This is a genomic window from Pseudomonas sp. G166, from assembly GCF_037027455.2.
GTDB lineage: Bacteria > Pseudomonadota > Gammaproteobacteria > Pseudomonadales > Pseudomonadaceae > Aquipseudomonas.
This window is the reverse complement of record NZ_CP146985.1, coordinates 6,565,407-6,587,439: the sequence shown is the minus strand read 5'-3', so window position 1 is coordinate 6,587,439 and position 22,033 is coordinate 6,565,407. Positions and strand designations below refer to the sequence as shown.

Sequence of the window (22,033 nt, the reverse complement as noted above, 5' to 3'; positions counted from 1 at the left end):
CGGGCAGAATCTGGAGCTCAATATGTCTTTCTTCGATTCGGTTTTTGATTTTGTTGGCAGTACGGTTGATACGGTAAGCGATCTGGCGGTTGCGACGGTCGGTACGGTGGGGGACCTGGCCGGTTTGGCAGTCGAGACGGTGATTGAGAACCCTGGTAAAACAGCCTTGGTGTGCCTCGGCACCATTGCCACCGGTGGTGTCGCCGCGGCCTTTGCGGGCCCTATCGCCGCCGCTGTTGGTACGACGGGGCTGTTGGGGGCAACGGCTTCCGGTACTGCGATCAGCTCGCTTTCAGGGGTAGCGCTGACCAACGCCTCACTGGCTGCTTTGGGTGGCGGTGCTATCGCTGCAGGCGGGGGAGGCATGGCGGCGGGTGCTACGATAGTGGCGACAACCGGGGCGGCAGCGGGTGCTGCAGCAGGCATCGGTGTTGCGGCAGGAACCGCATAGGCAGAGCGGAAAGGGTAGGAGTAAATGGCTCGTATCACCAAGGCACAGAAAGCCGGCTTAGATTTTCTAGACATGGTTTTCTTTAACGAGCTCGTCGTTTACCGAGGCATGGACGCCGAGGAGCGCCTACAGCTTGAAACGGTCATTCAGCGGGTCACGCAGATGGCTGAGAATCGATACTCGGGTCCTGAGTGCGAAATCATCAAGCATCTCGCGTACTTCTTCCTGGAGGTGAGCCTGGCCAACACCACTGAGGAGTTGAGACAGGCTGCCCCGGTTTCGCTGCCTCCGCTAGACTTGTCACGGGAGACAATAGAAGCTCTCGATCGCCATCGCGATACTGTCCAGATGGCATTCATGCTTGCGATGACACGAATTTCCACGAAGGTTGATGCTGGCTACGCTTTGGAAATCGCAGATACCTTGAAGGGGGAGTTCGTTGGCTACTCGGCGCTAGTCCGGCGTGATTTGCTCAAACGCTGCTTTGTCCGCGAGTTCAAGGAAGCGTCCGTAGGCGTCTATTGCTGGCTGACCGTTGCGGGGGTGCTGCTGGTGACAAAAAATAGTCCGGGTCGGATTTGTAGTGAGTTTGATGAGATGTTCATAACACGTCTTGCCTTGCTTGCCGACTACGAAATGATTACGCACGGCTTGAACATGATGATAAGTAAGGATAACTCTATTTGCGTATTTCTCGGTAAGCGGGAGTTCAATTTGACGGAGACGACGGTCGATCGCCTTCTGGATATACAAAAACATTTCAATGAGGCAGTTACCAAATCGAGCTTGCAGGGAATCCCGCTTATCAATATCCGGGACTTGTCGAGCATGGAGCAGGTCCAGGATTTTTTCGAACGTTGGGGCATTCGCAAGGTGCGATTGCGTATGCACACCGGGACACTAGCAAGTTGGCTGGGCATCCTGGGGGCGGGAATGGTTGAGCTGCAACTGTGGGGAGAATACGATCATGCTGCTCGGAAAAAGTACCCCAATACCACCGGGACCGTTGCGATCGCCGAGTTGAAGGTACCGGCAATCTTCAATGCGTGTGATAACCAGCACACCATCACCGAATTCGTGAAGGAGAGGCTTTCGGAGTACGGTCTAAAAATCAATCCCGACACGCTCTACCGAAGTCATTCGATGATGAACAAGACCATCCTTCGGTTGCTGCGCTTGTACTGTAAGTTGACGCGTGATGCGGGATTCGTCATGTCGCCCATATACGATGACACGTTCTATGCGTCGGCTTTTATCCATGCAGACAAACTTGTCCCCTGAAAGCGTTAGCACTCTCCATGACCAACCTCATCCATGGGCAACCGCTGTCATCGGCAGCGTAAACACCAAGAGCGAGTATTCCATGCATAGCCTGCTGCTAGGGAACGGCGTCAACCGGGCTGCATTGCAGAAAGATTGGACACAGCTTTTACGCGAGCTTGCCGCCCAGTTTAAAGCTGACGAGCTAGTCCATCATCTAGGCTCTAAGCCGCTCTCGATGTTCATCGAGGAGCTCTGCGCTCGGTCCACGGGTGTCTTCCGGAATACCGAGCACACCGTAAAAGTGGCGTTTGCCAAGCTGCTCGAACAGATCACCCCTATCGAGGCGCATCGACGGATCTGCGACCCTTTCCGAGTCATCCTCACCACCAATTACGACTTTACGATTGAAGAGACCTTTGCAGGACCGCTCTATAACCCGGCCTTTCTTTATCCTGAATCTCGCTACAGTTTATTCCGCCGCTATCAGGCAGGCACCAAGGACGTTTGGCATGTTCATGGTGACTCAGCTAGACCCAGCTCCATGGTGTTGGGTTACGACCAGTACGCAGGCAGTCTGCAAAAGATCCGCAATTACGTCACTGAAGGCGTGAAGATCAAAGCGCTCGACTATCGGCTCTCATCCGCGGTCAAAAATGGCGTTATTGAGTTTGAGCGCAATCGAAGTGTTTACTCATGGGTTGACCATTTCCTCAGGGACCACCTGCACATCGTTGGGTTGGGCATGAATTTCACTGAGATAGATCTTTGGTGGTTGCTGCTCCACAAGCGCAGACGTACCAATCAGACTGGCAAGGTTTTCTACTACCAGGCAGGACTAACACCCAGCAGCGATACGCCTGTTACCTCGCTCATGAGGTCGCTCAACGTTGAAGTTATTCCTGTGATTGCGGATAGCTATGCCGAGTGTTACTTGCACATCGCTGATGAGATTGAAGGCCGGATCAAGGCATTCCCAGAACTGTTATCGATGCCAGTGAAAAGCGTCGAATGTAGATAGAGCGATGCAAGAGGAGAAAGCCAAGTCCTCGGGCGGAAAAGAGCTGGCATATTGACATCCCGCGGTGATGTGGCTTTAGCATTTGCACTTTCTCCAACATGTCATGGATGAGCAATGCCAAGCAGAAAGAAATTGACACCCAGCCAGCTATGGGAGCGGTTGATCAAAGAGGCCGGCCTAGAGCTTCGGCTTAAGCAAAGGCAGGGACGGGATGCGGATCTGGAACTGGCCGTGCTCCAGCAGTTAGATCCCGGCAGGGCGCACCCAACGATCAAAGCTTTGCTTAAGGCTGACCAGGCTTCACCTGCACCGGCTATTACGGTGGAGCGCTTGTTGATTGCCGTACTGGAATCGCAGAAAGGCTTTGCCGCCATGATGAACGAGATTCTCGAAACGCTCGTCATGGCGGAGGCTACTTTGGGTGAGAGCAACATTGAGTTCGAATTCAACTTTGATGCGGTGGCAGGTCCGCTGAGGTTGACTCTCGAGCAGTTCCGATCGTATGAGGAGCGTACGCGTCGGGTGTGCGCCAGCCGCTTTGTGCCGCTGTCCCAGCAACAGCGGTGGCAAATCACTAGCTTACTGTCCGACTTCCGCTCCCATTGGGGAAGTCGCCCGGACGATAGCTTGCCAAGCGCCCCTCAGGTCAATGCTAGATCCGCTCCTACACGATTTCATGTGCCTTTGCTGGCGTTGGAAGCTGCCGTGGCAGATTTTCTGCAGCGCTGCCGCTTCGTTGGGCTATCACGGACAGGAAACTTTCGTCGCCTAAATGAGCAACCAGAAGGTAAGCCCAGGACTGCGGAGCAACAGGAAGAATTCGAGAGGATTCTGGATGCAACCGATTTCTGGGACGTTTCAATCGTCGAAAGCATCAACTTCATCAAGGACGGTCTTAGTACACGGGGCCTAAACCCAGACCGTACTTTCGAAACCCTTATGCGGGCGGTGGAATTGATACCGGTCAAGCAACAGTGGATCGATGAGAGTTACCAGGAGTTACTCGACCTGTTAAACCTGCCCACCTGGAAACGACGCCATGAACTCTATTCGGTCTGGGTTGGGACACGCCTGCTGAACGTCGCGAAGCAGCATGCGAACCAACTTGAATTCCATCCTCGCGATGGGGTGCTGTCGTTCGCCTTTGGGGGCAGTTCGTTGGCCAGTTACGTGACGCATGGCGAACGTTTCTCCATTCACTGTGAGGTACGCAGTGAACTGGTGGGAACTAGCCGTAAACGCAAGCGTTCCATCCAGCCGGATTTCAGGGTGCTTCGTGAAGGCGGGACGGCTACAACGAACGATGCCACCCGCTTGGTGGTTGAGTGCAAGCATTACCTGCAGCCAAGCATTTCTAACTTCTCAAATGCAGCTAATGACTATGCGCGCAGTTGTTGTTTTGCAACCGTATTGGTAGTTAACCATGGCCCGGTGACCGAATCCGCATTGCTCGATGCCGCAGAGCCAGAGGTTCGCAACCGCACACGGTTCATTGGCGATGTGATGCCGAACGCTTCAGATGGACTACAAGCATTCTTGCGAACAACTCTGTTTTCGGCACCCGCGACTCTGTCATCGGCCCCAGTCCAGCGTGCGCAACCGCGCGCTAATGCTGCAAGTGTTGTCATACCGGCAGGAGAGTTAGCGCACCCACTGGTGTTGTTAGAAGTGGAGTGGGACGAGACCCTTAAAGACATAGATCTGGCACTTGCCTTGGATTTCGAAACCACCAACGAGCAAGTCATGGTTGACTTCAAAAATCGAGGAGGGCTCGGGGCACCGTTCTTTGCGCAACTACTAGAAGACGTGCGAGAAGGACCAGGTATCGAGTCGATCAACATCTACAAATTCAATGCAAAGCGTTACGACGTCATCGTGCGTAATTACAGCGAGCCAGGTCATTTTCCTGCGGGACATCTGCGCGGCCGGATCACTCTTGGGAACAGCATTCTCGTGGTAAACCCGCCTAAGCATGGAGTGCACTTGGGCGATTGGAGGATGGCAGTCTTGCTGGTCAATGCAGACGGAACGATCGCCATTCAAACCTGATCGCTCCGAAATTGGGCTAAGGGCGGGCGATCAAGGGCGTCCGTCGCTTACCCCCGAATTGACGCTGTTTCCGAGATCTCACTGGCTGAGCCTAATCCCTCGCAATCTATTGCCTGTCCTGGGCTTTGCTGATTGGAGGCGTATCTGCCTCTGCTTGGCCTCGATCAATGGCTACACATAACCTTCCTCACCGAATCTGCGAAGAGAGAGTGTGGGTGCCGACCGGCTTTATGCACTGCAGGATTTGGGACGGTACCCAACCCATTGATGATCGCAAGGGGAAGTTGCGTGTTCCTGCTGGGAATATTGGTGTTCTCAAATGGAATCTTGCGAGGTATCATCTGGGTGTTGATAAACCGCCTGGAGCCGAGTCCGTGACAGCCGAAATTGATAAAGTAACCACTATTACCAGCATCTGCACGATCCTCCTTCGGGAGCTACGAACCGAGAAAGGCATCCATCAAGCGCAGGTAGCTGACTGGATTGGGAAAACACCAAGCGCCTGGACGAAAGTTGAATCAGGCAAAAGCCCGTTGCCATTCGACACGTTTGTGAGGGTTTGCAAAAGCTTCCAAGTCTGGCCGTCTACTGTTCTCGCCACTGCAGAGCGATACGAGGCTTTGCTTGTAAATTGCGGCTGGGCCGTTTTGGCATCTGAGCTTGACAGCGATGAGGATAGCCTGCTCCGTCTTGCCCAAGAATACTGGTCCTCGCCAGGGTGCCGTAGTGCAATAGCGAATCGTTTGCCTAGATCGCCAATTCCAGTGCTGAATGGCCCGCAGACCAGTTTCGACAACAAGATTATGGTCGCTGGTACGTTCCGATTCGCCCTTGACCAAGATTTTCGAGGCACACAATTGACCCCGTCGCCAGGTACCGGGACGGCCTCTCTGCTTTGATAGGGCCCACAGTGATTTACACGTCGGAAGTCCGTGCGCCAAATGTAACCTGTGGGCTGCGTTTGGCCGACCTCTGCCGGTCCTTACCGATTGCTTCGGATCGAAAACAGTTGTTAGGGACTGACTGTTTCTGACCGCATTCTAGTTGCCGCGACAAGCTGCAATTTAATCAAATCAGCCAATCCGAAAGGCACCGAACTCATAGCCCGTCATCACCATTGCTGGTTTAAAGCAGTGAGCATGAAGCGAACCCAAGAAAGCTCGGCGGATGCCATGAAGCGATGCGCGCAGCGGTCGAAGGCCTGTTCCGTCGGTGACTTACTTGGTCTGACGTGGATATGATCCGGCACCTATATCCTGAAAGGGCACGCTATGCCATATCCAGTAGTGCAGTGGGCAGAAATTGCTCAGAAGTATCAACGTGGCACCATTTTGCTTGGTAACGGCGCAAGCATCGCTGTGTCGCGAAGCTTTGGTTATGGCTCTTTGCTGGACCACGCACAGCATAAGGGGCTACTTGAGGGGGACGTGGGGCGCTTGTTCGAATTCTTCGAAACCACGGATTTTGAGCTGGTTTTGCGCCTGGTCTGGCAAGCGTCCAACGTCAACAAATCGTTGGCGATTGCGGATGAGCGCACGCATCAAGCATACGTGCGTGTCCGAGATTGCCTTATTCAGGCGGTGCGTAACGTTCATCCTGAACACCATCAGATCACTGAACATCTTCCCCTGATGTACGAGTATTTAAAGGGTTTCGATACCGTTCTGTCGCTGAACTACGACTTGCTGGTCTACTGGACGGTAATGTACGGATTGGGAGTTCAAGACGGGCACCTGTTCAAGGACTGTTTCATCAATGGTGAGTTTGATGATGACTGGGGACGCTTTCGAAAGCTTTTCCGAGAGAAGGTCAACACCCTGGTCTTCTACCCACACGGAAGCCTTGCGCTTTGTCGCAACAACGTGGAGCAGGAGTTCAAAATCCACTCTGCGGGGGGAAGTCTGCTGGAGGCCATTCTCGATGAGTGGCGCGGTGAGCGCTTTGTGCCGCTTTTCGTCAGCGAAGGGACCATGAAGCAGAAGATCGCATCGATTCAGAACAGCTACTACCTGTCGACCGTTTATCGGGAAGTGCTCACTTCGACGCGGCTGACACTGACGCTGTTCGGGTGGGGGCTAGGGGAGCATGACAGGCACTTGCTTAAGCGTATGCGGGGAACTGGCATTCAGCGCGTAGCCGTCTCGGTTTTCCGAGGGGACCAGCCATACTGCAACATGGCTTACCAGGTTATCCAGGATGACCTCGGTCCTGTAGAGGTAGAATTCTTTGACAGTGAAAGCCCAGGATGCTGGATTCATCCAGCGGAATAGGACTGATCGACTAGGTGGGAGTATGCTGCACCGATTGCCTCCAGGCCGCGTCGATGCTGGCGGCGACAGTTTTAATTCTCCGGGGGGAATCGTCTGAACTGTCAATTCGGATAGTTGCGACAGTTTTGCGTTTCCTCAAGCCGGGGCTGCAGGCCGCAGATTGTGTGCCCCTGCTGCGACAGTTTTAATTCTCAAAATTCACCCTGGGCTCGCACAGCCAGGGCCTGCGTCTGTTTGCCGAGTATCACTCCAGAAAACAACGATCGAAAAGGTAAACTCGGGCTGGCTTGAGATTTTCCACCGTGCGTTGCGGGCGGCCGCCGTCGCCGCTTTTCTTGCGGCCGGTTTCCTGCAAGTAACCGGCCTCGGTCATCTTCAGCAACCGCTGGCGCATGCTGGTCTTGAGCACCGGGCGGTCGAGCACCACGGAGAAAATGCTCACCGCTTCCGGCGCACTGAACTCCGGGCCCAGGAACATCAGTGGCAGGCTGCTGTAGAGGGCCTTGGACAACAACCGCTCCTGGACAGCCGCCACCAGGCTGTTGTGATCGAAAGGGAGTTTGATCGAGGCGTCAGCGACGTCCTTGAGTGGGAAAAATCCCTGGTGTTCGGCGAGCTGGACCGCATCGCTGACAATCGCCAGATAGAACGTCGAGGACGACCAGCAGCGCGGATCGCGGAACGCATCGCCGACGGTGCCGACTTGTTCGATCCAGGCCAGCGGCATGCCTACCTTGTTTGAATTACGCAGGCGCTCCACGGCGTCGTTCAGCGTGAGATCTTCGACGCCACCATTGACCACAATCCCGGGCAGCGCCCAATGACCGGCGAACGGCTCGGCTTCCCGTCGATTCAGGAGGATTTCAAGCGCCTGGGTCTCCCGGCAGAAGCGCAGCACACAGAGGTCGATAGTGTGCAAATAATCCTGCGTGGGGGCTGTGCTAGTCGGCATGTCAGTTTCCGTAGGTAGCGTAAAGGTCATAGTTTAACGGGTCCATCCCGGGTGCCATCCAGCCGGTGGGAAGCGGCTTGCCCAAAGCCAGTCGTTCGCGAACCACCGTGCTACGCACATGGATTTTTTCCTCCACGCAAAGGATGGAAAAACGCTCCAGCAATTCTTGGCCGCGATAGAAGGTTGGTAGCAGATCCGCGACATCCTGACCCACCACCAACGCGATTCGCTTGCCATCCAGGGCCAGGCTGTCGGCGAGGTGAGCAAGCAGGATGTAGCTGTAGATTGCGCCTTCAACGCCGCGGGCCACCACCTGCTCCACCCGGCTCGCACGCACTTCGGCGCAGCACAGCGGCTGAACGTTCTCGACGATCGATTCCAGCCAGTTCAAGCGAACTTCATAGTCGACCATTCGCTTGCCGTATGGATGCCGCAAGCTTGGGACCACCAGCAAGCGTCTGGCCTGGCGTGAGGCCTCGATCATCACCTGGGCGTGACCGGCATGAGGGGGATTGAAGGCGCCGCCATAAAGGGCAATCTCGAACATGGCTCATCCTCTGTTAGTACATAACATGTACTTTAACAGTAAAATCTTTTTGATGAAAATCTGCTTTTGTCATGTGAGTACGATTGGGTATAGGCAAGACGTTGAAAATCTTTTCTACGAATGGCTTGTTATGAAAGTACACCTTATGTACTCTCGTGGCCATGAAGAGGAGAACCCCAGCATGAACAGCCTGACCCGGAAAACGGCTTCCTTCGATGTCGATGCACAAAAGAGCTTTACACCGCTATGCCCTGATGAGCTTCCGGTGCCGGGCGGCGACCAGATTGGCGGTGAGCTGAATTTCATCGCATCCCTGGCCAGCGTTCGCATCGGTAGCAAGGACGCCCATACGCCCCTGGCCCCCTGGGTGGTTGCCGATCACTCACAGATGTTCTCGCCGACCGGGCTCGAGCACGCCGATATCACTTGGGTCAGCCACTGTGTCCCCGGCACCGAAGGTTTTGCCCTGCTGGATCAACTGCCGACCCCCTACGATTACGATTATTTCGTCTGGAAGGGTGTCGAGCCGGATTTGCACCCCTACGGCGCCTGCTACCACGACCTGCACGGCAAGCTTTCCACCGGGGTGATCGAGTACCTGAACGGCCTGGGTGTGCAGCAGGTGATTGTTGGCGGGTTGGCGCTGGATTTCTGCGTCAAAACCACCGCTCTGCAACTGGCCGCCGCCGGCTTCAAGGTGATCATTCACCTCCCGGCTTGCCGGGCCATCAGTGAGGAGGGCGCTCTTCAAGCCATTCAAGAGCTGCAACAGGTGGGGGTCTCGGTTGCCGCGACTCGCGAAGAAACTATCCGCTTGGCAAGCGCATAAGGACGAAGCATGGACAGTGCATACGATTCAAGCAACGGCGTCATCCAGAGTCTTCTGGATACCGACTACTACACCTTCACCATGATGCAGGCGGTCTTGCACCAGCACCCGAATGTAGAGGTGGAATACCAGTTCATCGTGCGTTCCAAAGAGCGGCTCGGTCACCTGATCCCGGACATTCGTGTCGAACTGGAAAAGCTTGCCGGGTTGCAGCTGCGCGAAGGGGAGCAGCGGTTTCTGTTCAACAAGCGTTTCCGTGAATACCTGACCCCGGACTTCGAACAGTTTCTCGGTCTGTTTCGCTTCAATCTGCGCTACATACACGTTGCGCAAGTCGACGGCCAACTGCACATCCGCGTCCGTGGTCCGATGTTGCATTGCATCATGTTCGAGCAACCGGTGTTGGCAATGGTCAGCGAACTGCGCAACCGCGAGAAGTATCCCGAAGTCGAGTTGGCCGACGTCACCCGCAAGCTGTACCAAAAGTTCGAATGGCTGGAAAAAAATGCCAGTCGTGAGGAACTCGCCGAGTTTCGTGTTTCCGACTTCTCCACCCGGCGGCGGCTGTCATTCAGAGCCCAGCGTGAAGTAGTAAATGTCATGCGCAGCGATTTTCCTGGCGTCTTTGTCGGCACCAGCAACGCGCACTTGGCTTACGAGTTCAATCTGCCACTGATTGGCACCATGGCCCACCAATGGCTGATGGTGCATCAGCAACTGGGGCGGTTACGCGAGAGCCAGAATGCCGCGCTGGAAAACTGGGTGCACGAGTATCGAGGCCGGCTCGGTATCGCCCTTACGGACTGCATCAGCACCGACTTCTTCCTCAAGGATTTCGATCTGTACTTCGCCAAGCTCTATGACGGCCTGCGCCAGGATTCCGGTGACCCTATCGTCTGGGCGGATAAGGTGCTGGGGCGTTACAAGGAACTGGGCGTCGATCCGCGCACCAAGGACCTGATGTTCTCCGATGGCCTCAATTTCGAAAAATGCCTGCCGATCCTGCGCCACGTTCGTGGCAAGGCCAAATTCGGTTTTGGCATGGGCACCAGCCTGGCCTGTGATGTTGACGGTGTCGAACCGCTGAGCATCGTCATGAAGTTGGTTCGGGTCCACGGTGAGCCGGTGGTTAAGTTCTCCGACGACCCGATCAAGAACGTCTGTGAAGATGCCTCATTTCTGCGCTACGCCGCCCAAGTTTTCAACGTCGCCCTTGTCAATCCACAGCTGGGAGCCTGATATGACTGCGCTTGTGCAAGAGAGCATTGCCCGGGAACTGGGCGTCGACCGCCAACTCACACAGGGCGGCGAAGAGACTGAAATTGCCCGCCGCGTTGAGTTTATAAAGCAGATTTTGCGCGAGTCGGGCTGCCAGTCCCTGGTACTCGGTATCAGTGGTGGCGTCGATTCTCTCACTGCCGGCCTGCTGTGCCAGTTGGCGGTGGAACAACTGCGCAATCAAGACTACGCGGCGCGTTTTATCGCAGTCCGCTTGCCGTACAAGACCCAGGCCGATGAGCAAGACGCCCAGGCTGCTCTGGACTTCATCCGGCCGGACTTGATCACCACCAGCAACATCGCCGCTTGTGTTGACGGGTTGATGACCAATATCGCAATCGACGGCTTGCAGCCTTCGGCCGAACTCACCGACTTCGCCAAGGGCAATGCCAAGGCCCGAGCACGGATGCTGGCGCAATACGCCATTGCCAATTTAAGCAATGGGTTGGTGGTCGGCACTGATCATAGCGCAGAGGCGGTGATGGGCTTCTTCACCAAATTCGGCGACGGCGCGTGCGATCTGGCGCCGCTGTCCGGGCTGACGAAGACCCAGGTGCGGTTGTTGGCCGAGGCGATGGGCGCGCCTGCGTACCTGGTGCACAAGTCTCCAACCGCTGATTTGGAAGACTTGGCACCTGGTAAGTTGGATGAAGTGGCGTATGGATGCAGTTACGCGCAGATCGATGCGTATCTGATGGGCGAAAAGGTATCGCCTCAGGCGCGACAGATCATCGAACGCGCCTATATCAAAACGGCCCACAAACGAGCATTGCCGCGGGTCCCGCCAACCCGCTTCTGAATGACGTTCAGATTTTGAAGGTGTTGACCATTTGTTGCAGGCGGCGTGACTGGTTTTCCAGTTCAGTGCAGGCCTGCAAGGTGGATTGCAGATTGCCGACCATTTCCTGATTCAGGCTGTTGATGTGACTGATGTCGCGATCCAGATTGTCCACCACTGAGGTTTGCTCTTCGGTGGCGGTGGCCACGGACAAGTTGATCTCGTCGATCTCGCCGATACCCAGCAGCACGCGATTGAGTCGCTCGCCCGCGAGCTTGGCGGTATTGACGTTGTCGTCGCTGTGACGCTGGCTTTCGAGCATGGCGCTCACGGCGTTGCCGGCACCTGCCTGCAGCTCCTCGATCATGCTGTGGATTTCCTGAGCTGATTGTTGGGTGCGATGGGCGAGCGTACGTACTTCGTCCGAGACCACCGCAAAACCGCGTCCGGCATCCCCGGCGCGGGCGGCCTCGATGGCAGCGTTGAGGGCCAGCAAGTTGGTCTGGTCGGAGATGCCTTTGATGACGTCGAGAATACGTCCGATCTTCAGCGTTTTTTCGTTCAGGCTTTCGATGTCCTGGCGAGTATTGACCACTTGCGAGGAGAGCTGCGACATGGCGTTGATATTGCGCTGCACCACAGATTGACCTTCCTGGGTCTGATCCCTGGTATCAGAGGCGCGGCTTGATGCATGAGCGGCGCTGCGGGCGATTTCCTGGGCTGCGGCCCCAAGCTCATTGATAGCCGTGGCGACGTTATGGGTCAGGGCTGCTTGCGTGTCGGAGCTCTTCAGGGATGAATGCGACGCCTGGCTGACCTGTGCCGCCAATTGGGTGAGCTGGATACTGGACGCCAGGACTTCTCGGATCGACTGCTGGATACGTTCGACGAAGCGGTTGAATCCTCCGGCCATCATGCCGAACTCGTCCCGGGACAAGCTGTGCAGGCGCTGGGTCAGGTCGCCTTCGCCATCGGCGATGGATTGCATGGCCGAGCCCATGCTGCGTAATGGTCGCATCAGGGCGTTGATCAACAGGCCGAGCAAACCGACCGTGACCAGCATGGCGATCAATGTGGCGACCAGCGCCGAAGTGCGAAACTCGTGGAGTGCGGCGTAGGCTTCGTCTTTATCCACTGAAAGTCCGATGGACCAGTGCAGCGAAGGTAGGCCATTGATCGGCGTAAACGTGACGATCCGCGTTCGGCCGTTTTCCTGCACTTCACTCAAGGCGCTGTTGATGCTCGGCGGGCCTTCGGGGAACGCTTGCGTGAGAGTCTTGGTCACCAGTGTGTTGTCCGGGTGCACCAGGATCTTGCCATCGTCGCTGATCAGGAAGGCATAACCTATGCCGTTGAGGTCCACGGCATTGATGATTTTCGCGAGTTGTTCCAGGCTCAGACTCGCACCCAGTACACCAGCGGCTTTGCCATTGATCTTGATCGGAGCCGCTTGGGTCATGATCAGATAATCGATGCCAGCACCGATGTAGGGTTCGGTCAGTACGGGTTTAAGGGTGCGAACCGCATCTTTGTACCAGGCACGCTGGCGAACGTCATACCCATCCGGCATCACCCGCTCGGGATGAATAAAGAAACGACTGTCTTCAAGGCCGACATAGCTGGCTATGAAGGTCTTTGTAATGATGTCCTGGGAGAGAATGGCACCGATGGTATCTGGCGTGGGATTGGCGGCGACGGTTTCGGCGGCACCTTCGATCAACAGGATTCGGCCGGCCAGCCAGCTGTCGAGGTTCGCGCCGAGCAACTTGCCCGTGGTCTGCAAGTTGCTGTGCAGTGCTTCGCGGGTACTTGCTTGCTGGCGATGGTCGTTGAACAACGAGAAAGACAGGAATACCGCCATCACGATGACGCAGGCACCGAGAAGAATCTTTTGACCGAATTTCAGATTGATGCCCATGAGGAATTCTCGTCTGGTCTCTTTTTTATTTATGGAATCCCCGCAGGCTCAGGGCTGGTCGAAGATTTAATGAGCGCACAGGTTTTGTCGAACTAGAAAAGACGATGGGCCATCGTGATTTTTTTTGTGAGTATCAAAGAAGCGTGAATAGGGTTTTGAAGTGGGCCTCTGGCCCCGAATGGAGCGGGCGAATGACACAGGCAACCAGCATCAAGGATCGCGTACGCATCAAGAACGTCGAAGTCCTCTCAGACAACTGGTACGTGCTGCGCAAGACCACCTATGACTACCTCGGCCGCAACGGCCAATGGCGCGAGCTGACGCGCGAGACCTATGACCGTGGCAACGGCGCCACCATCTTGCTGTACAGCAAGGCCAAGCAGACCGTGGTGTTGACCCGGCAGTTCCGCTTCCCGGCCTTCGTCAACGGGCACGATGACTTGCTGATCGAAACCTGCGCCGGCCTGCTGGACAACGACGACCCGCATACCTGTATCCGCAAGGAAACCCAGGAGGAAACCGGCTATATCATCCAGGACGTGCGCAAGGTGTTCGACGCCTTCATGAGCCCGGGCTCGGTGACTGAGCGGGTGCATTTTTTCGTTGGTGAATACTTTGACGAGGATAAGCAGCACGAAGGCGGCGGGCTGGAAGCCGAGGGCGAGGAGATCGAGGTGCTGGAGATGCCCCTCGACCAGGCCTTGGGCATGATCGAAAGCGGGGAGATTTGCGACGGCAAGACGATCATGCTGTTGCAGTACGCCAAGCTGCATCGGTTGCTGGATTAGCCCCAGGCGTCCTGTTGGTGGTCCTCATCCGGGCCGAATCGTTTTGTTCAACTGGACTGCGCCTCACGGTCGTCCTGCATGTCGTCCAGGTATTCCGGTTGGTCGGTCTGGTCCGGCAGTTCGGTCACGACGCTGAAATCACTGATCTCGACGGCGCCCACCCCATGACCGAGCAAATGGAAGGAAAACGCCTTGCGCGGTTGCGGGTTATCGAAACGGATGTTCATCACCAGCGGCTGCCCGGGTGTTACCGCCACGTCTGTGGGCAGGTCCATCGGCACATCCCGCTCGAACTCCTTGGCCTTGAGGGAAATATAGGCGGCATGGTCTGCCTCCACGGCGCGGATGGTCAGGCTGACGCGGGTCTGTGAGCCCTTGGGCATTTCCAGGTATTGAGCGCCGATCAGGTTATCGGTCCAGTCATTGGTGACCTGGGCTGGCAGTGGGATTTTATCGGCGCTGCCAAACTGGTAATGCTGGTTCAGGGGCGTGCGTAGCAGGGTCTGGTCCAGGGCCGTGGCCCGGGCGTTGATCAGCCTGGCTCGCTGGCCGCTGTATTGCCCGCCGTAGCTGGCTTGGTCGGCGATGAAGCCTGGGCTGGAGTAATAGCGGCAGTTCTGCAGGAAATCGCACTCGGTGAACGTACCTTTGCCGTCGTGATAGCGCAGCTTGCCATTGGTGAACGACATGATTTCCCGGCCCGTCGAGTAGTCCCGGAACAGCGAGCGGCCGGACAATGACGGGGGCACCGCGAAACCGAAGTAGTCGAGGATCGATGCGGTCAGGTCGACATGGCCGTAGGTCCCTGACTTGATCCTCGGTAATGGCTCCGGCGCCAGCGTCAAATTGAACCCCCAGGACGACGCCAGGCGCACATCGTCGATGCCATGGGACTCGTCCGAGGTGATGACCACCAGAGTGTTTTCCAGAATGCCCTGGCGTTCCAGGCCCGCCAGGAAGCTCTCCAGCGCATCGTCCAGGTAACCCACGGCGGCTTGCTTGGCGGTGTCGTAGCGTTGCAGGTAGTCATCCGGCGCGGAGTACGGTTGGTGGGTGCCCACGGTCAGCAGGGTGAGCATCCAGGGCTTTTGAGCCTGTTGCAGTTGCCCGACGTAGTCCAGCGCGCCCTCGAAGAAGGTCTTGTCGTCCTTGCCCCAGGGAAATTCCAGGTAGGCGGGTCGGGTGAACCAGTCCATGCCCAGGGTCGTGTCGAAGCCGATGTGCGGCATGATCCGGTCCTTGGCCATGAACCGCAGGCCTGCGCCTTGGAGGAAATGGGTGGAAAAGCCGTTCTGACGCAGCTGGGCCGGCAGGCAGGCCTGGTTGCGCTGGGTCTGGTTGAGCATTTCGACGCCCTTGGGCGTGCCATCGTTGAGTTTGTCGTAGTCGCCACACAGCATCGCGTACAGGCCGCGGATGGTTTGGTGACTGTGCAGGACGTAATCGGGGGTGTTCATGCCACGCTCGGCCCATGCGCTGAGGTGCGGCGTCAGGTTCTCTTGATAGCGGCTGTTCAAGGCCTGGCGGTTGGCGCCCACGTAAGCCCCGGGAATGCCCTCCAGGGCGATGACCAGGACGTTGCGCGCACGGCCCGGTCCGGCCAGCAGTTTATTTCCATCGAGATCCAGGCGGGTCAGCCCCTCCATCGGCGGGGCAGGCTCCATTGCATCGCCGTCGAACCATTGCCGGGCTTGGTCCTGCCCGGCGGCGATACCCGCCGTGATGAGTTGGTGGGGCAGGTTGAACACATTCCATTGGTCCGCCTCACTGGGACGCCAGGATTGCAGCGTGCCGTGGCTCAGCAAGAGCACCACGGGCAATGCCCAGGCGTGGCGAGGCAAACGTGGCGCTCGTCGCGTACGGCTGGCGGCTTGGGCAAGCAGCCAAAACCCCAGCGCGGCCAATTGAGTCGCAGCCAGCCAGGGGTGGGCGAAGCCGCCGCTGGTGGAGTTTTCAACGAACTGCGGGTCAATCAGGTAATGCACGTCCGAGGGGTTGGGCATCCGCCCGACCGCGCTGACCAGCTCGATGCTGGCCAGGCTCAAAGCACTCCAGGCCAGTAATACCGGCAGAGCCAGCCACCAGGGGCGACGGTAAAGCAACGCGATCAGTAACCCACCGATGCCCAGGTCCGACAGATAGCCCAGTGGGTCGGACCAGCCCAACGCCAGGCGTAGGCCCATTGGGACCAGCAATACGCAGCCGACCAGGGTGATAAGGGAAGCGAGGGGATGGGTTAAATAGCGGGAGAAAACTTTCACAGCAGGTCTTCCAGTTGAAGCCAATCCATTAAACAACTCGCAACCTCTGTGGGAGCGAGCTTGCTCGCGATAGCGTCGGATCAGCACAAATCCTATCGGCGGAGCCACCGCTATCGCGAGTAGGCTCGCTCCCACAGAGGGGCGGGTCTTACAGTCATTAAACTGTCACAAAAATGGATGGTACCAAGCGCAGCCGCCAACGGCCGGGTCAATGTCCCGGTGTCCGGCGGCGCGGCGCTGTGGTTCACTGGCCCAGGTCTCTACAATGGCCGTGTAGCGCGGCTTTGAGCCGTGTAGAAAACTTGTATCAGGATTTCTCATCGGGGGACGGATGGACAGGTTTCAGGAAATGCAGGTTTTTGTCGCCGTGGCCCAGGATTCGGGTTTTTCGGCGGCGGCGCGGCGCCTGGGCCTGTCGGCGGCCAGCGTCACGCGAGCCGTGGCGGGGTTGGAGCAACGGATCGGTACGCCGTTGCTGATTCGCACCACGCGCAACGTGTACCTGAGCGAAGCAGGCCAGCGCTTTCTAGAGGACTGTCGGCGGATCCTCGGCGAGTTGCAGGAAGCCGAGGATTCGGCAGCCGGCAGTCACGTCCAGCCTCGTGGTCAGCTGACGATTACCGCGCCAGTGCTGTTTGGCCAGTTGTTCGTCACGCCGGCGCTGGTTGATTACCTGCATCAGTACCCCGAGGTCAGCATCAATGCCTTGTTGTTGGATCGCACTGTCAGCATGATCGAGGAGGGCATCGACGTTGCCGTGCGCATCGGCGAGTTGCCGGACAGCAACCTGCACGCCGTGCGTGTCGGTGAAGTGCGGCGAGTGGTGTGCGGCTCCCCTGATTTCTTCGTGCGCCATGGGCGGCCCCGACATCCGCAGGACCTGGAACGAATGCCGGTAGTGGCGTCATCGGCCATCGGTCAGATCAAAAGCTGGACCTTCGTCGAGGCCGGCCAACCGTTGGCCGTCCGACCTGTGCCTCGGTTAGTGGTGACCGCCAACCAGGCCGCGATCACCGCCGCGTGCCAGGGCTTGGGGATGACACGGATCCTGTCTTATCAAGTCGCGAGCAATATTGCAGCCGGTGAACTGGAAATCGTCCTGGCAGACTTTGAACTGCCACCCTTGCCGATCCATGTGGTGTATCAGGGCGGGCGCAATGCACCCGCACGGGTGCGCAGTTTTGTCGATTTTGCCGTCAGCGCATTGCGCGGACATCCGGCCTTGAGCGGCTGACGCATTGTTTCACTGGTTGAAATAATGGATTGCGTTCCTCGGGGATTCTGTAGTCTCAAGCTTGCGAGGAAGATCACGCCATCGACGCTGTCCTGCAGATGGCGTCATTTCAGTGGAGCCGATCATGAACCCTATCAAGCACTACCACTTTCCGCTTTCTGGCCATTCCCATCGTGTTCAATTGATGCTGTCGTTGCTTGAGCTACCCGTCGAGGAAGTTTTCGTCGATCTGGCCAAAGGTGCCCACAAGCAGGCGGATTTCCTTGCCCTCAATGCATTTGGCCAAGTACCGGTGATTGACGATGACGGCGTGGTGCTGGCCGACTCCAACGCCATCCTGGTGTACCTGGCGCAAAAATATGGCAAGGGTCGCTGGCTGCCCACCGACCCGATCGGTGCCGCCCGGGTGCAGCGCTGGTTGTCGGTGGCGGCCGGGCCGATTCATTCGGGGCCGGCCACGGCGCGACTGATTACTGTGTTCGGCGCACCTTACAACGCCGAAGACGTGATTGCCCGGTCCCACAATCTGTTGAAAATCATCGATCAGGAATTGAGCAACAGTGCTTATCTGACAGGCGACGTTCCGACCATTGCCGACGTCGCCGGCTACAGCTACATCGCCCATGCACCGGAGGGCAATGTGTCGCTGGAGGACTACGTTCATGTACGGGCCTGGCTGGCACGAATCGAAGCCTTGCCAGGGTTCGTGGGGATGCCGCGTACGGCTGTCGGCCTGCAAAAGTCCGCCTGAGAAGATGACGTTGAGGTCTTGATGACCATCGACGAATAACCTGAAGTTCTCAACCCTGTGGGAGCGGGCTTGCTCGCGATGGCTTTGGATCAGCAGCAGTTGTGTTGCCTGATACACCGCTATCGCGAGCAAGCTCGCTCCCACAGTCATGTGCAAAGCGTTAATCTGCGAAGCTTTTACGGGGTGGTGAGGTTTCATGACTTTTCGTTGCCGGCTATCGCTGGCCCTCATTGCGTTGCTTCTGAGTGGTTGTGAACAACCCCCGGCCCCGCCCCTCGATCAACAACTCTATATCTGGCAACGCCAATGGACGCCGGCCCACGAACCGGCGTTGCGTCAGAGCCATGGCGACTTCTCCAGCCTGCGGGTGTTGGCGCTGCAGGCTTTTCCCGGGGCTGGCTGGAGCCGCGCGCGGATCGATCCGGCCATGCTCCAGGGCGATGGCCGACCTTTGATTGCAGTGATTCGCTTGGACGGTCAGCTCAAATCCCTGGACCAGGACGATGTGATCGCGCAGATCCAACAGCTGTTGAGTGACTGGCAAGCCCAGGGTTTGGTCCCGGTAGGGGTGGAGATCGACCATGATGCCGGTAACGCGCGCTTGCCGGCTTACGGGGCCTTTCTGACCCGGCTGCGGCAGGCCTTGCCGGCCACCCTGGGATTGAGCATCACGGCGCTGCCGGCCTGGCTCGACAGCCCCGCGTTGCCGGGCCTGTTGGCGACGGTAGACAGTAGCGTGCTACAGGTTCACGCGGTGAGCGATCCGCGCCAGGGGCTGTTCGATCCGAAACAGGCCCGGCGCTGGGCTGAACGCTGGAGCGGCGTCACCACGCGACCGTTCTACCTGGCCTTGCCGGCCTATGGCGTGGCATTGCTGACCCAGGAGAGCGGCGTGCCGGTGGTGGAAAGCGAAGTGCCGATCGATCGAGGCGGCGAGCGTCGGGAGCTGTTGGCCGATCCACAACAAGTGGCTGGGCTTGCGGCGGACCTTCGCGCTGAACCGCCGAAACATCTGGCCGGGCTGATCTGGTTCCGTCTGCCGTTGGCGGGTGACCGGCGCGCCTGGAGCCTGACCACTCTCGGCGCTGTCGCCCGGGGCGATCGCCTGGACAGTCGGCTGGCTTTGCAGCTGGGGGAGCAGGACGGTTTGTACGATATCCGGCTGGTGAATCAGGGCAATCTCGACAGCCCCTGGCCCCAGCGCCTGACGCTGGCTGTCGGCGCGTGTGACGGCGTCGATGCCTTGGCTGGTTACACGTTGCAACAAACTCCCGGACTGCTTACCTTCACCCGCATTCAGGAAGGCCGCCTGGCCGCTGGTTCCCAGCGAGCAGTTGGCTGGGCGCGTTGTACGAAAATTGACCAAGGAGGTTTCAATGTTTACCCGTAAGTGGCCTCGTCGTCTGCTCTGTCTAAGTCTCAGCCTGCCGCTGGGGCAGGCGCTGGCCTGCGGGCCGGAATTCCCGATGCGCCTGCTGGATAACCGCGCGCAATCACTGGCCGAGTTGCCCGAAGGCAGCTTTCGCTTCGAGGTCAGCCGTCTCGGCCAGGCGATTGCCGGGCTCAAGCCGGCTACTGAGGCGACGCGCAACCCGGATTACAGCTATGACGATATGGCTTCTTACGTCGAACAACGCAGCAAGGCCGAACAGATCGGCCTGACCCCACCGCAGCAAGCGGTGGTGGAGCGTTTGCGGGCGCTGACCGATATCGAGCAGGTCGCTAGCGAAGCGGCAAACCTGCCTGCCGAACTTCAGCTGTACGCGATTGGCGCGGCGGCTTTCAACGCCGGTGAACATCAGCGAGCCGCCGAAGCGTTCCAACAGTTGCTGGCATTGCCGGCTGATCAACGTCCGCTGCGCAGCACCTGGGCCGCGTATTCCCTGGGCCGGGCCTTGTTTGCCCTGAGCACCGAAGCCGGTAGCGGTGAACCCGCAGCGTTGCTGCAGCAGGCTCGGGAAGCGTTCCGCCAGGCCCGCGAGCTGAGTGTTGCCGGCTTCAGCGATCCGCTGGAACTGGGGGTTGCCAGCCTCGGCGAAGAAGCCCGGGTGGCCTACACCGCTGACGATTGGGACAGTGCCATCAAACTGTATGCGACCCAGTCCCTGCTAGGCTCCCAGGTCGGTTACAGCTCGTTGCTGCAGTTGGCGGGCGACCTGAGCGTCCAGCCGGATGAGCGCTTGAGCCAACTGCTCAAAACCTCGGCGGTGCAACGATTGGCGACCGCCTATTTACTCAGCCGCGTCGGCTGGTGGGACGGTGAGGAACCGTCGGGTGAGAAAAGACTCTTCGAGCTGCTGCAGGCCAACACCCAGGGCAACCTGGACGATGCCGACCGTTTAGCGGCTGTGAGCTACCAGCATGGCGATTACACCAGTGCCAAGGCCTTGGTGGGAAAGGCCCCTGACACGGGGTTGACCTGGTGGGTGCGGGCCAAACTGGCACTGCGCGACGGTGACAAAGTCGCTGCGGCGGCGGCTTACGCCAAAGCGGCCCAGGCGTTTCCCAAAGAGGAGTCCTGGGGCAGTCGACGCACACCGGATTGGGATTTCGAGTCGGTACAGCCCAAATGCCGGGTCGAAGGCGAAAGCGCGATCCTGGCCCTGCAACGGGGTGACTACCTGCAAGCCTTCGATCAGCTTTATCGCGGTCAGGCCAACTATTGGTACGACGCTGCCTTGGTTGCCGAGCGGGTGCTGACGGTGGATGAGCTGAAGCAATACGTCGACGCGCAAGTCCCTGCGCCACCGGCGTTGAGCCAACAGGATCGCGACAACTACGTGCCCCTGCCGGTGGCCGCGAGCCTGCGCAATTTGCTGGGTCGTCGCTTGCTCAGGGAAGGGCGCTACGATGAGGCGCCGGCGTATTTCGATAACGTTGACCTGCAGAACAAAGCCCGGGCTTATGGGCAATTGCGCCAGGATGCCGAATCCAAATGGTGGCCAACCCGGCGGGCCGAGGCATATTTCAATGCATCCTGGATGGCGCGTAAATGGGGTATGGAGTTGCTCGGCTACGAGATGGCGCCGGATTACGCCAGCCTGGGAGGCAGCTATAGCTTCGAGCCCGTTGAGTTGAAGGTCGGCCCCCTGGTGGCCGAAGGCGAGGTGCAACGCCAGCAGGCCAGCGCCGCGCAACCGGACGTGCGTTACCACTATCGGTTTGTCGCCACGGCGCTGGCCAGCCAGGCGGCCGATAACCTGCCCCATACCAGCCAGGCGTTTGCGGCCGTGCTGTGCAAAGCGGTCGGTTACAACTCCAGCCTGGAAGAGCAAAGCGCGTTGTATCAGCGGTACGTGAAGGACGGCCCCTACGTGGAGTGGGCCGGGGATTTCGGCCATCAATGCCAGGAACCGGAATTCCACAACGCCAACAAACGTTACGTCACCCAGGCCCTGGAGCCCATTCGCTCGATGCTGCGACCTTATAAGGGCTGGCTGCAAGTGGGCGGTTTGGTGCTGGTGGTCGCGGTGGTGTTGGGGGTGATCAGCCGGCGCCAACGCAAGGCACGGGTGGCTGCCAACTAGGCTGAAGATGTAACTGTGGGAGCGAGCTTGCTCGCGATGGCGCAGGATCAGCTTGCATCGATGTCGGATGTGCTGCCGTCTTCGCGAGCAAGCTCGCTCCCACAGGGTCAGGTGTGATT

Annotated in this window: 18 protein-coding genes; 14 read left to right on the top strand and 4 right to left on the bottom strand. The window is 58.1% G+C overall.

Features of this window, described 5'->3' with window-relative positions:
• Positions 1-22 precede the first annotated feature (22 nt).
• The 6 genes from SGN16_RS29295 (at position 23) to SGN16_RS29270 (ending at position 7,051) form a co-directional block, all read left to right on the top strand.
• On the top strand, positions 23-451 hold the full coding sequence (locus SGN16_RS29295) for a hypothetical protein (protein WP_335944998.1): 429 nt from the start codon (positions 23-25) through the stop codon (positions 449-451).
• 24 nt (positions 452-475) lie between these two features.
• A complete protein-coding gene (locus SGN16_RS29290; protein WP_335944997.1) occupies positions 476-1,732 on the top strand; it encodes a hypothetical protein in 1,257 nt (418 codons plus the stop codon).
• Positions 1,733-1,814: 82 nt separating this feature from the next.
• Entirely contained in the window at positions 1,815-2,732 is a 918-nt protein-coding gene (locus SGN16_RS29285; protein ID WP_335944996.1) for an SIR2 family protein, read from the top strand.
• Positions 2,733-2,846: 114 nt separating this feature from the next.
• Entirely contained in the window at positions 2,847-4,781 is a 1,935-nt protein-coding gene (locus tag SGN16_RS29280; RefSeq protein ID WP_335944995.1) for a hypothetical protein, read from the top strand.
• Positions 4,782-4,996: 215 nt separating this feature from the next.
• Positions 4,997-5,680: a helix-turn-helix transcriptional regulator gene (locus SGN16_RS29275; RefSeq protein WP_335944994.1), complete on the top strand. Its 684-nt coding sequence runs from the start codon at positions 4,997-4,999 to the stop codon at positions 5,678-5,680.
• Between the two features lie 372 nt (positions 5,681-6,052).
• Positions 6,053-7,051: a DUF4917 family protein gene (locus SGN16_RS29270; RefSeq protein WP_335944993.1), complete on the top strand. Its 999-nt coding sequence runs from the start codon at positions 6,053-6,055 to the stop codon at positions 7,049-7,051.
• A 244-nt stretch (positions 7,052-7,295) separates the two neighbouring features.
• Here SGN16_RS29270 and SGN16_RS29265 read toward each other — a convergent pair whose 3' ends face one another.
• Both SGN16_RS29265 and SGN16_RS29260 read right to left on the bottom strand, forming a co-directional pair.
• The gene (locus tag SGN16_RS29265; protein ID WP_210642133.1) at positions 7,296-8,003 is read right to left on the bottom strand and encodes an NUDIX hydrolase; all 708 of its coding nucleotides are present in this window, start codon (positions 8,001-8,003) and stop codon (positions 7,296-7,298) included.
• A gap of 1 nt (position 8,004) precedes the next feature.
• The gene (locus SGN16_RS29260; RefSeq protein WP_335944992.1) at positions 8,005-8,550 is read right to left on the bottom strand and encodes an adenylyltransferase/cytidyltransferase family protein; all 546 of its coding nucleotides are present in this window, start codon (positions 8,548-8,550) and stop codon (positions 8,005-8,007) included.
• Between the two features lie 181 nt (positions 8,551-8,731).
• Here SGN16_RS29260 and SGN16_RS29255 point away from each other — a divergent pair, with 181 nt between their 5' ends.
• Genes SGN16_RS29255 through nadE form a run of 3 tightly spaced genes read left to right on the top strand, consistent with a single transcriptional unit; the run spans position 8,732 to position 11,456 of the window.
• The gene (locus SGN16_RS29255) at positions 8,732-9,379 is read left to right on the top strand and encodes an isochorismatase family protein (RefSeq protein WP_210642131.1); all 648 of its coding nucleotides are present in this window, start codon (positions 8,732-8,734) and stop codon (positions 9,377-9,379) included.
• A gap of 9 nt (positions 9,380-9,388) precedes the next feature.
• Positions 9,389-10,618: a nicotinate phosphoribosyltransferase gene (gene pncB, locus SGN16_RS29250; protein WP_210642130.1), complete on the top strand. Its 1,230-nt coding sequence runs from the start codon at positions 9,389-9,391 to the stop codon at positions 10,616-10,618.
• Between the two features lies 1 nt (position 10,619).
• Positions 10,620-11,456 (top strand): ammonia-dependent NAD(+) synthetase, encoded by an 837-nt coding sequence (gene nadE / locus SGN16_RS29245; protein WP_335944991.1) that lies wholly within the window; start codon positions 10,620-10,622, stop codon positions 11,454-11,456.
• Between the two features lie 7 nt (positions 11,457-11,463).
• On the opposite strand, the gene SGN16_RS29240 is transcribed toward nadE, so the two are convergent.
• Positions 11,464-13,353, bottom strand: coding sequence for a methyl-accepting chemotaxis protein (locus tag SGN16_RS29240; protein ID WP_335944990.1), 1,890 nt, complete (start codon positions 13,351-13,353; stop codon positions 11,464-11,466).
• A 191-nt stretch (positions 13,354-13,544) separates the two neighbouring features.
• Between SGN16_RS29240 and nudK the strand changes: the two genes are divergently transcribed.
• The gene (gene nudK, locus SGN16_RS29235; protein ID WP_210642127.1) at positions 13,545-14,141 is read left to right on the top strand and encodes a GDP-mannose pyrophosphatase NudK; all 597 of its coding nucleotides are present in this window, start codon (positions 13,545-13,547) and stop codon (positions 14,139-14,141) included.
• Positions 14,142-14,188: 47 nt separating this feature from the next.
• On the opposite strand, the gene SGN16_RS29230 is transcribed toward nudK, so the two are convergent.
• Positions 14,189-16,402, bottom strand: a complete 2,214-nt coding sequence (locus SGN16_RS29230; RefSeq protein ID WP_335944989.1) for an LTA synthase family protein — start codon at positions 16,400-16,402, stop codon at positions 14,189-14,191.
• Positions 16,403-16,733: 331 nt separating this feature from the next.
• On the opposite strand from SGN16_RS29230, the gene SGN16_RS29225 reads away from it, so the two are divergent.
• The 4 genes from SGN16_RS29225 to SGN16_RS29210 all read left to right on the top strand — a co-directional run bounded on the left by SGN16_RS29225 (position 16,734) and on the right by SGN16_RS29210 (position 21,914).
• Positions 16,734-17,636, top strand: a complete 903-nt coding sequence (locus SGN16_RS29225; protein ID WP_210642125.1) for a LysR family transcriptional regulator — start codon at positions 16,734-16,736, stop codon at positions 17,634-17,636.
• 124 nt (positions 17,637-17,760) lie between these two features.
• A complete protein-coding gene (locus tag SGN16_RS29220; protein WP_335944988.1) occupies positions 17,761-18,387 on the top strand; it encodes a glutathione S-transferase in 627 nt (208 codons plus the stop codon).
• A 196-nt stretch (positions 18,388-18,583) separates the two neighbouring features.
• Complete coding sequence (locus SGN16_RS29215) at positions 18,584-19,777, top strand: DUF3142 domain-containing protein (RefSeq protein ID WP_335944987.1); 1,194 nt, start codon at positions 18,584-18,586, stop codon at positions 19,775-19,777.
• Positions 19,764-21,914, top strand: a complete 2,151-nt coding sequence (locus SGN16_RS29210) for a hypothetical protein (RefSeq protein ID WP_335944986.1) — start codon at positions 19,764-19,766, stop codon at positions 21,912-21,914. Before SGN16_RS29215 ends, SGN16_RS29210 begins: the two co-directional genes overlap by 14 nt.
• The last annotated feature ends 119 nt before the right edge of the window (positions 21,915-22,033 follow it).

Excerpts from the sequence above, each read along its gene's own strand:
- SGN16_RS29295 (WP_335944998.1), top strand. The coding sequence starts at position 23 with ATGTCTTTCTTCGATTCGGTTTTTGATTTTGTTGGCAGTACGGTTGAT.
- SGN16_RS29290 (WP_335944997.1), top strand. The coding sequence starts at position 476 with ATGGCTCGTATCACCAAGGCACAGAAAGCCGGCTTAGATTTTCTAGAC.
- SGN16_RS29285 (WP_335944996.1), top strand. The coding sequence starts at position 1,815 with ATGCATAGCCTGCTGCTAGGGAACGGCGTCAACCGGGCTGCATTGCAG.
- SGN16_RS29280 (WP_335944995.1), top strand. The coding sequence starts at position 2,847 with ATGCCAAGCAGAAAGAAATTGACACCCAGCCAGCTATGGGAGCGGTTG.
- SGN16_RS29270 (WP_335944993.1), top strand. The coding sequence starts at position 6,053 with ATGCCATATCCAGTAGTGCAGTGGGCAGAAATTGCTCAGAAGTATCAA.
- SGN16_RS29265 (WP_210642133.1), bottom strand. The coding sequence starts at position 8,003 with ATGCCGACTAGCACAGCCCCCACGCAGGATTATTTGCACACTATCGAC.
- SGN16_RS29260 (WP_335944992.1), bottom strand. The coding sequence starts at position 8,550 with ATGTTCGAGATTGCCCTTTATGGCGGCGCCTTCAATCCCCCTCATGCC.
- SGN16_RS29255 (WP_210642131.1), top strand. The coding sequence starts at position 8,732 with ATGAACAGCCTGACCCGGAAAACGGCTTCCTTCGATGTCGATGCACAA.
- pncB (WP_210642130.1), top strand. The coding sequence starts at position 9,389 with ATGGACAGTGCATACGATTCAAGCAACGGCGTCATCCAGAGTCTTCTG.
- nadE (WP_335944991.1), top strand. The coding sequence starts at position 10,620 with ATGACTGCGCTTGTGCAAGAGAGCATTGCCCGGGAACTGGGCGTCGAC.
- SGN16_RS29240 (WP_335944990.1), bottom strand. The coding sequence starts at position 13,353 with ATGGGCATCAATCTGAAATTCGGTCAAAAGATTCTTCTCGGTGCCTGC.
- nudK (WP_210642127.1), top strand. The coding sequence starts at position 13,545 with ATGACACAGGCAACCAGCATCAAGGATCGCGTACGCATCAAGAACGTC.
- SGN16_RS29225 (WP_210642125.1), top strand. The coding sequence starts at position 16,734 with ATGGACAGGTTTCAGGAAATGCAGGTTTTTGTCGCCGTGGCCCAGGAT.
- SGN16_RS29220 (WP_335944988.1), top strand. The coding sequence starts at position 17,761 with ATGAACCCTATCAAGCACTACCACTTTCCGCTTTCTGGCCATTCCCAT.
- SGN16_RS29215 (WP_335944987.1), top strand. The coding sequence starts at position 18,584 with ATGACTTTTCGTTGCCGGCTATCGCTGGCCCTCATTGCGTTGCTTCTG.
- SGN16_RS29210 (WP_335944986.1), top strand. The coding sequence starts at position 19,764 with ATGTTTACCCGTAAGTGGCCTCGTCGTCTGCTCTGTCTAAGTCTCAGC.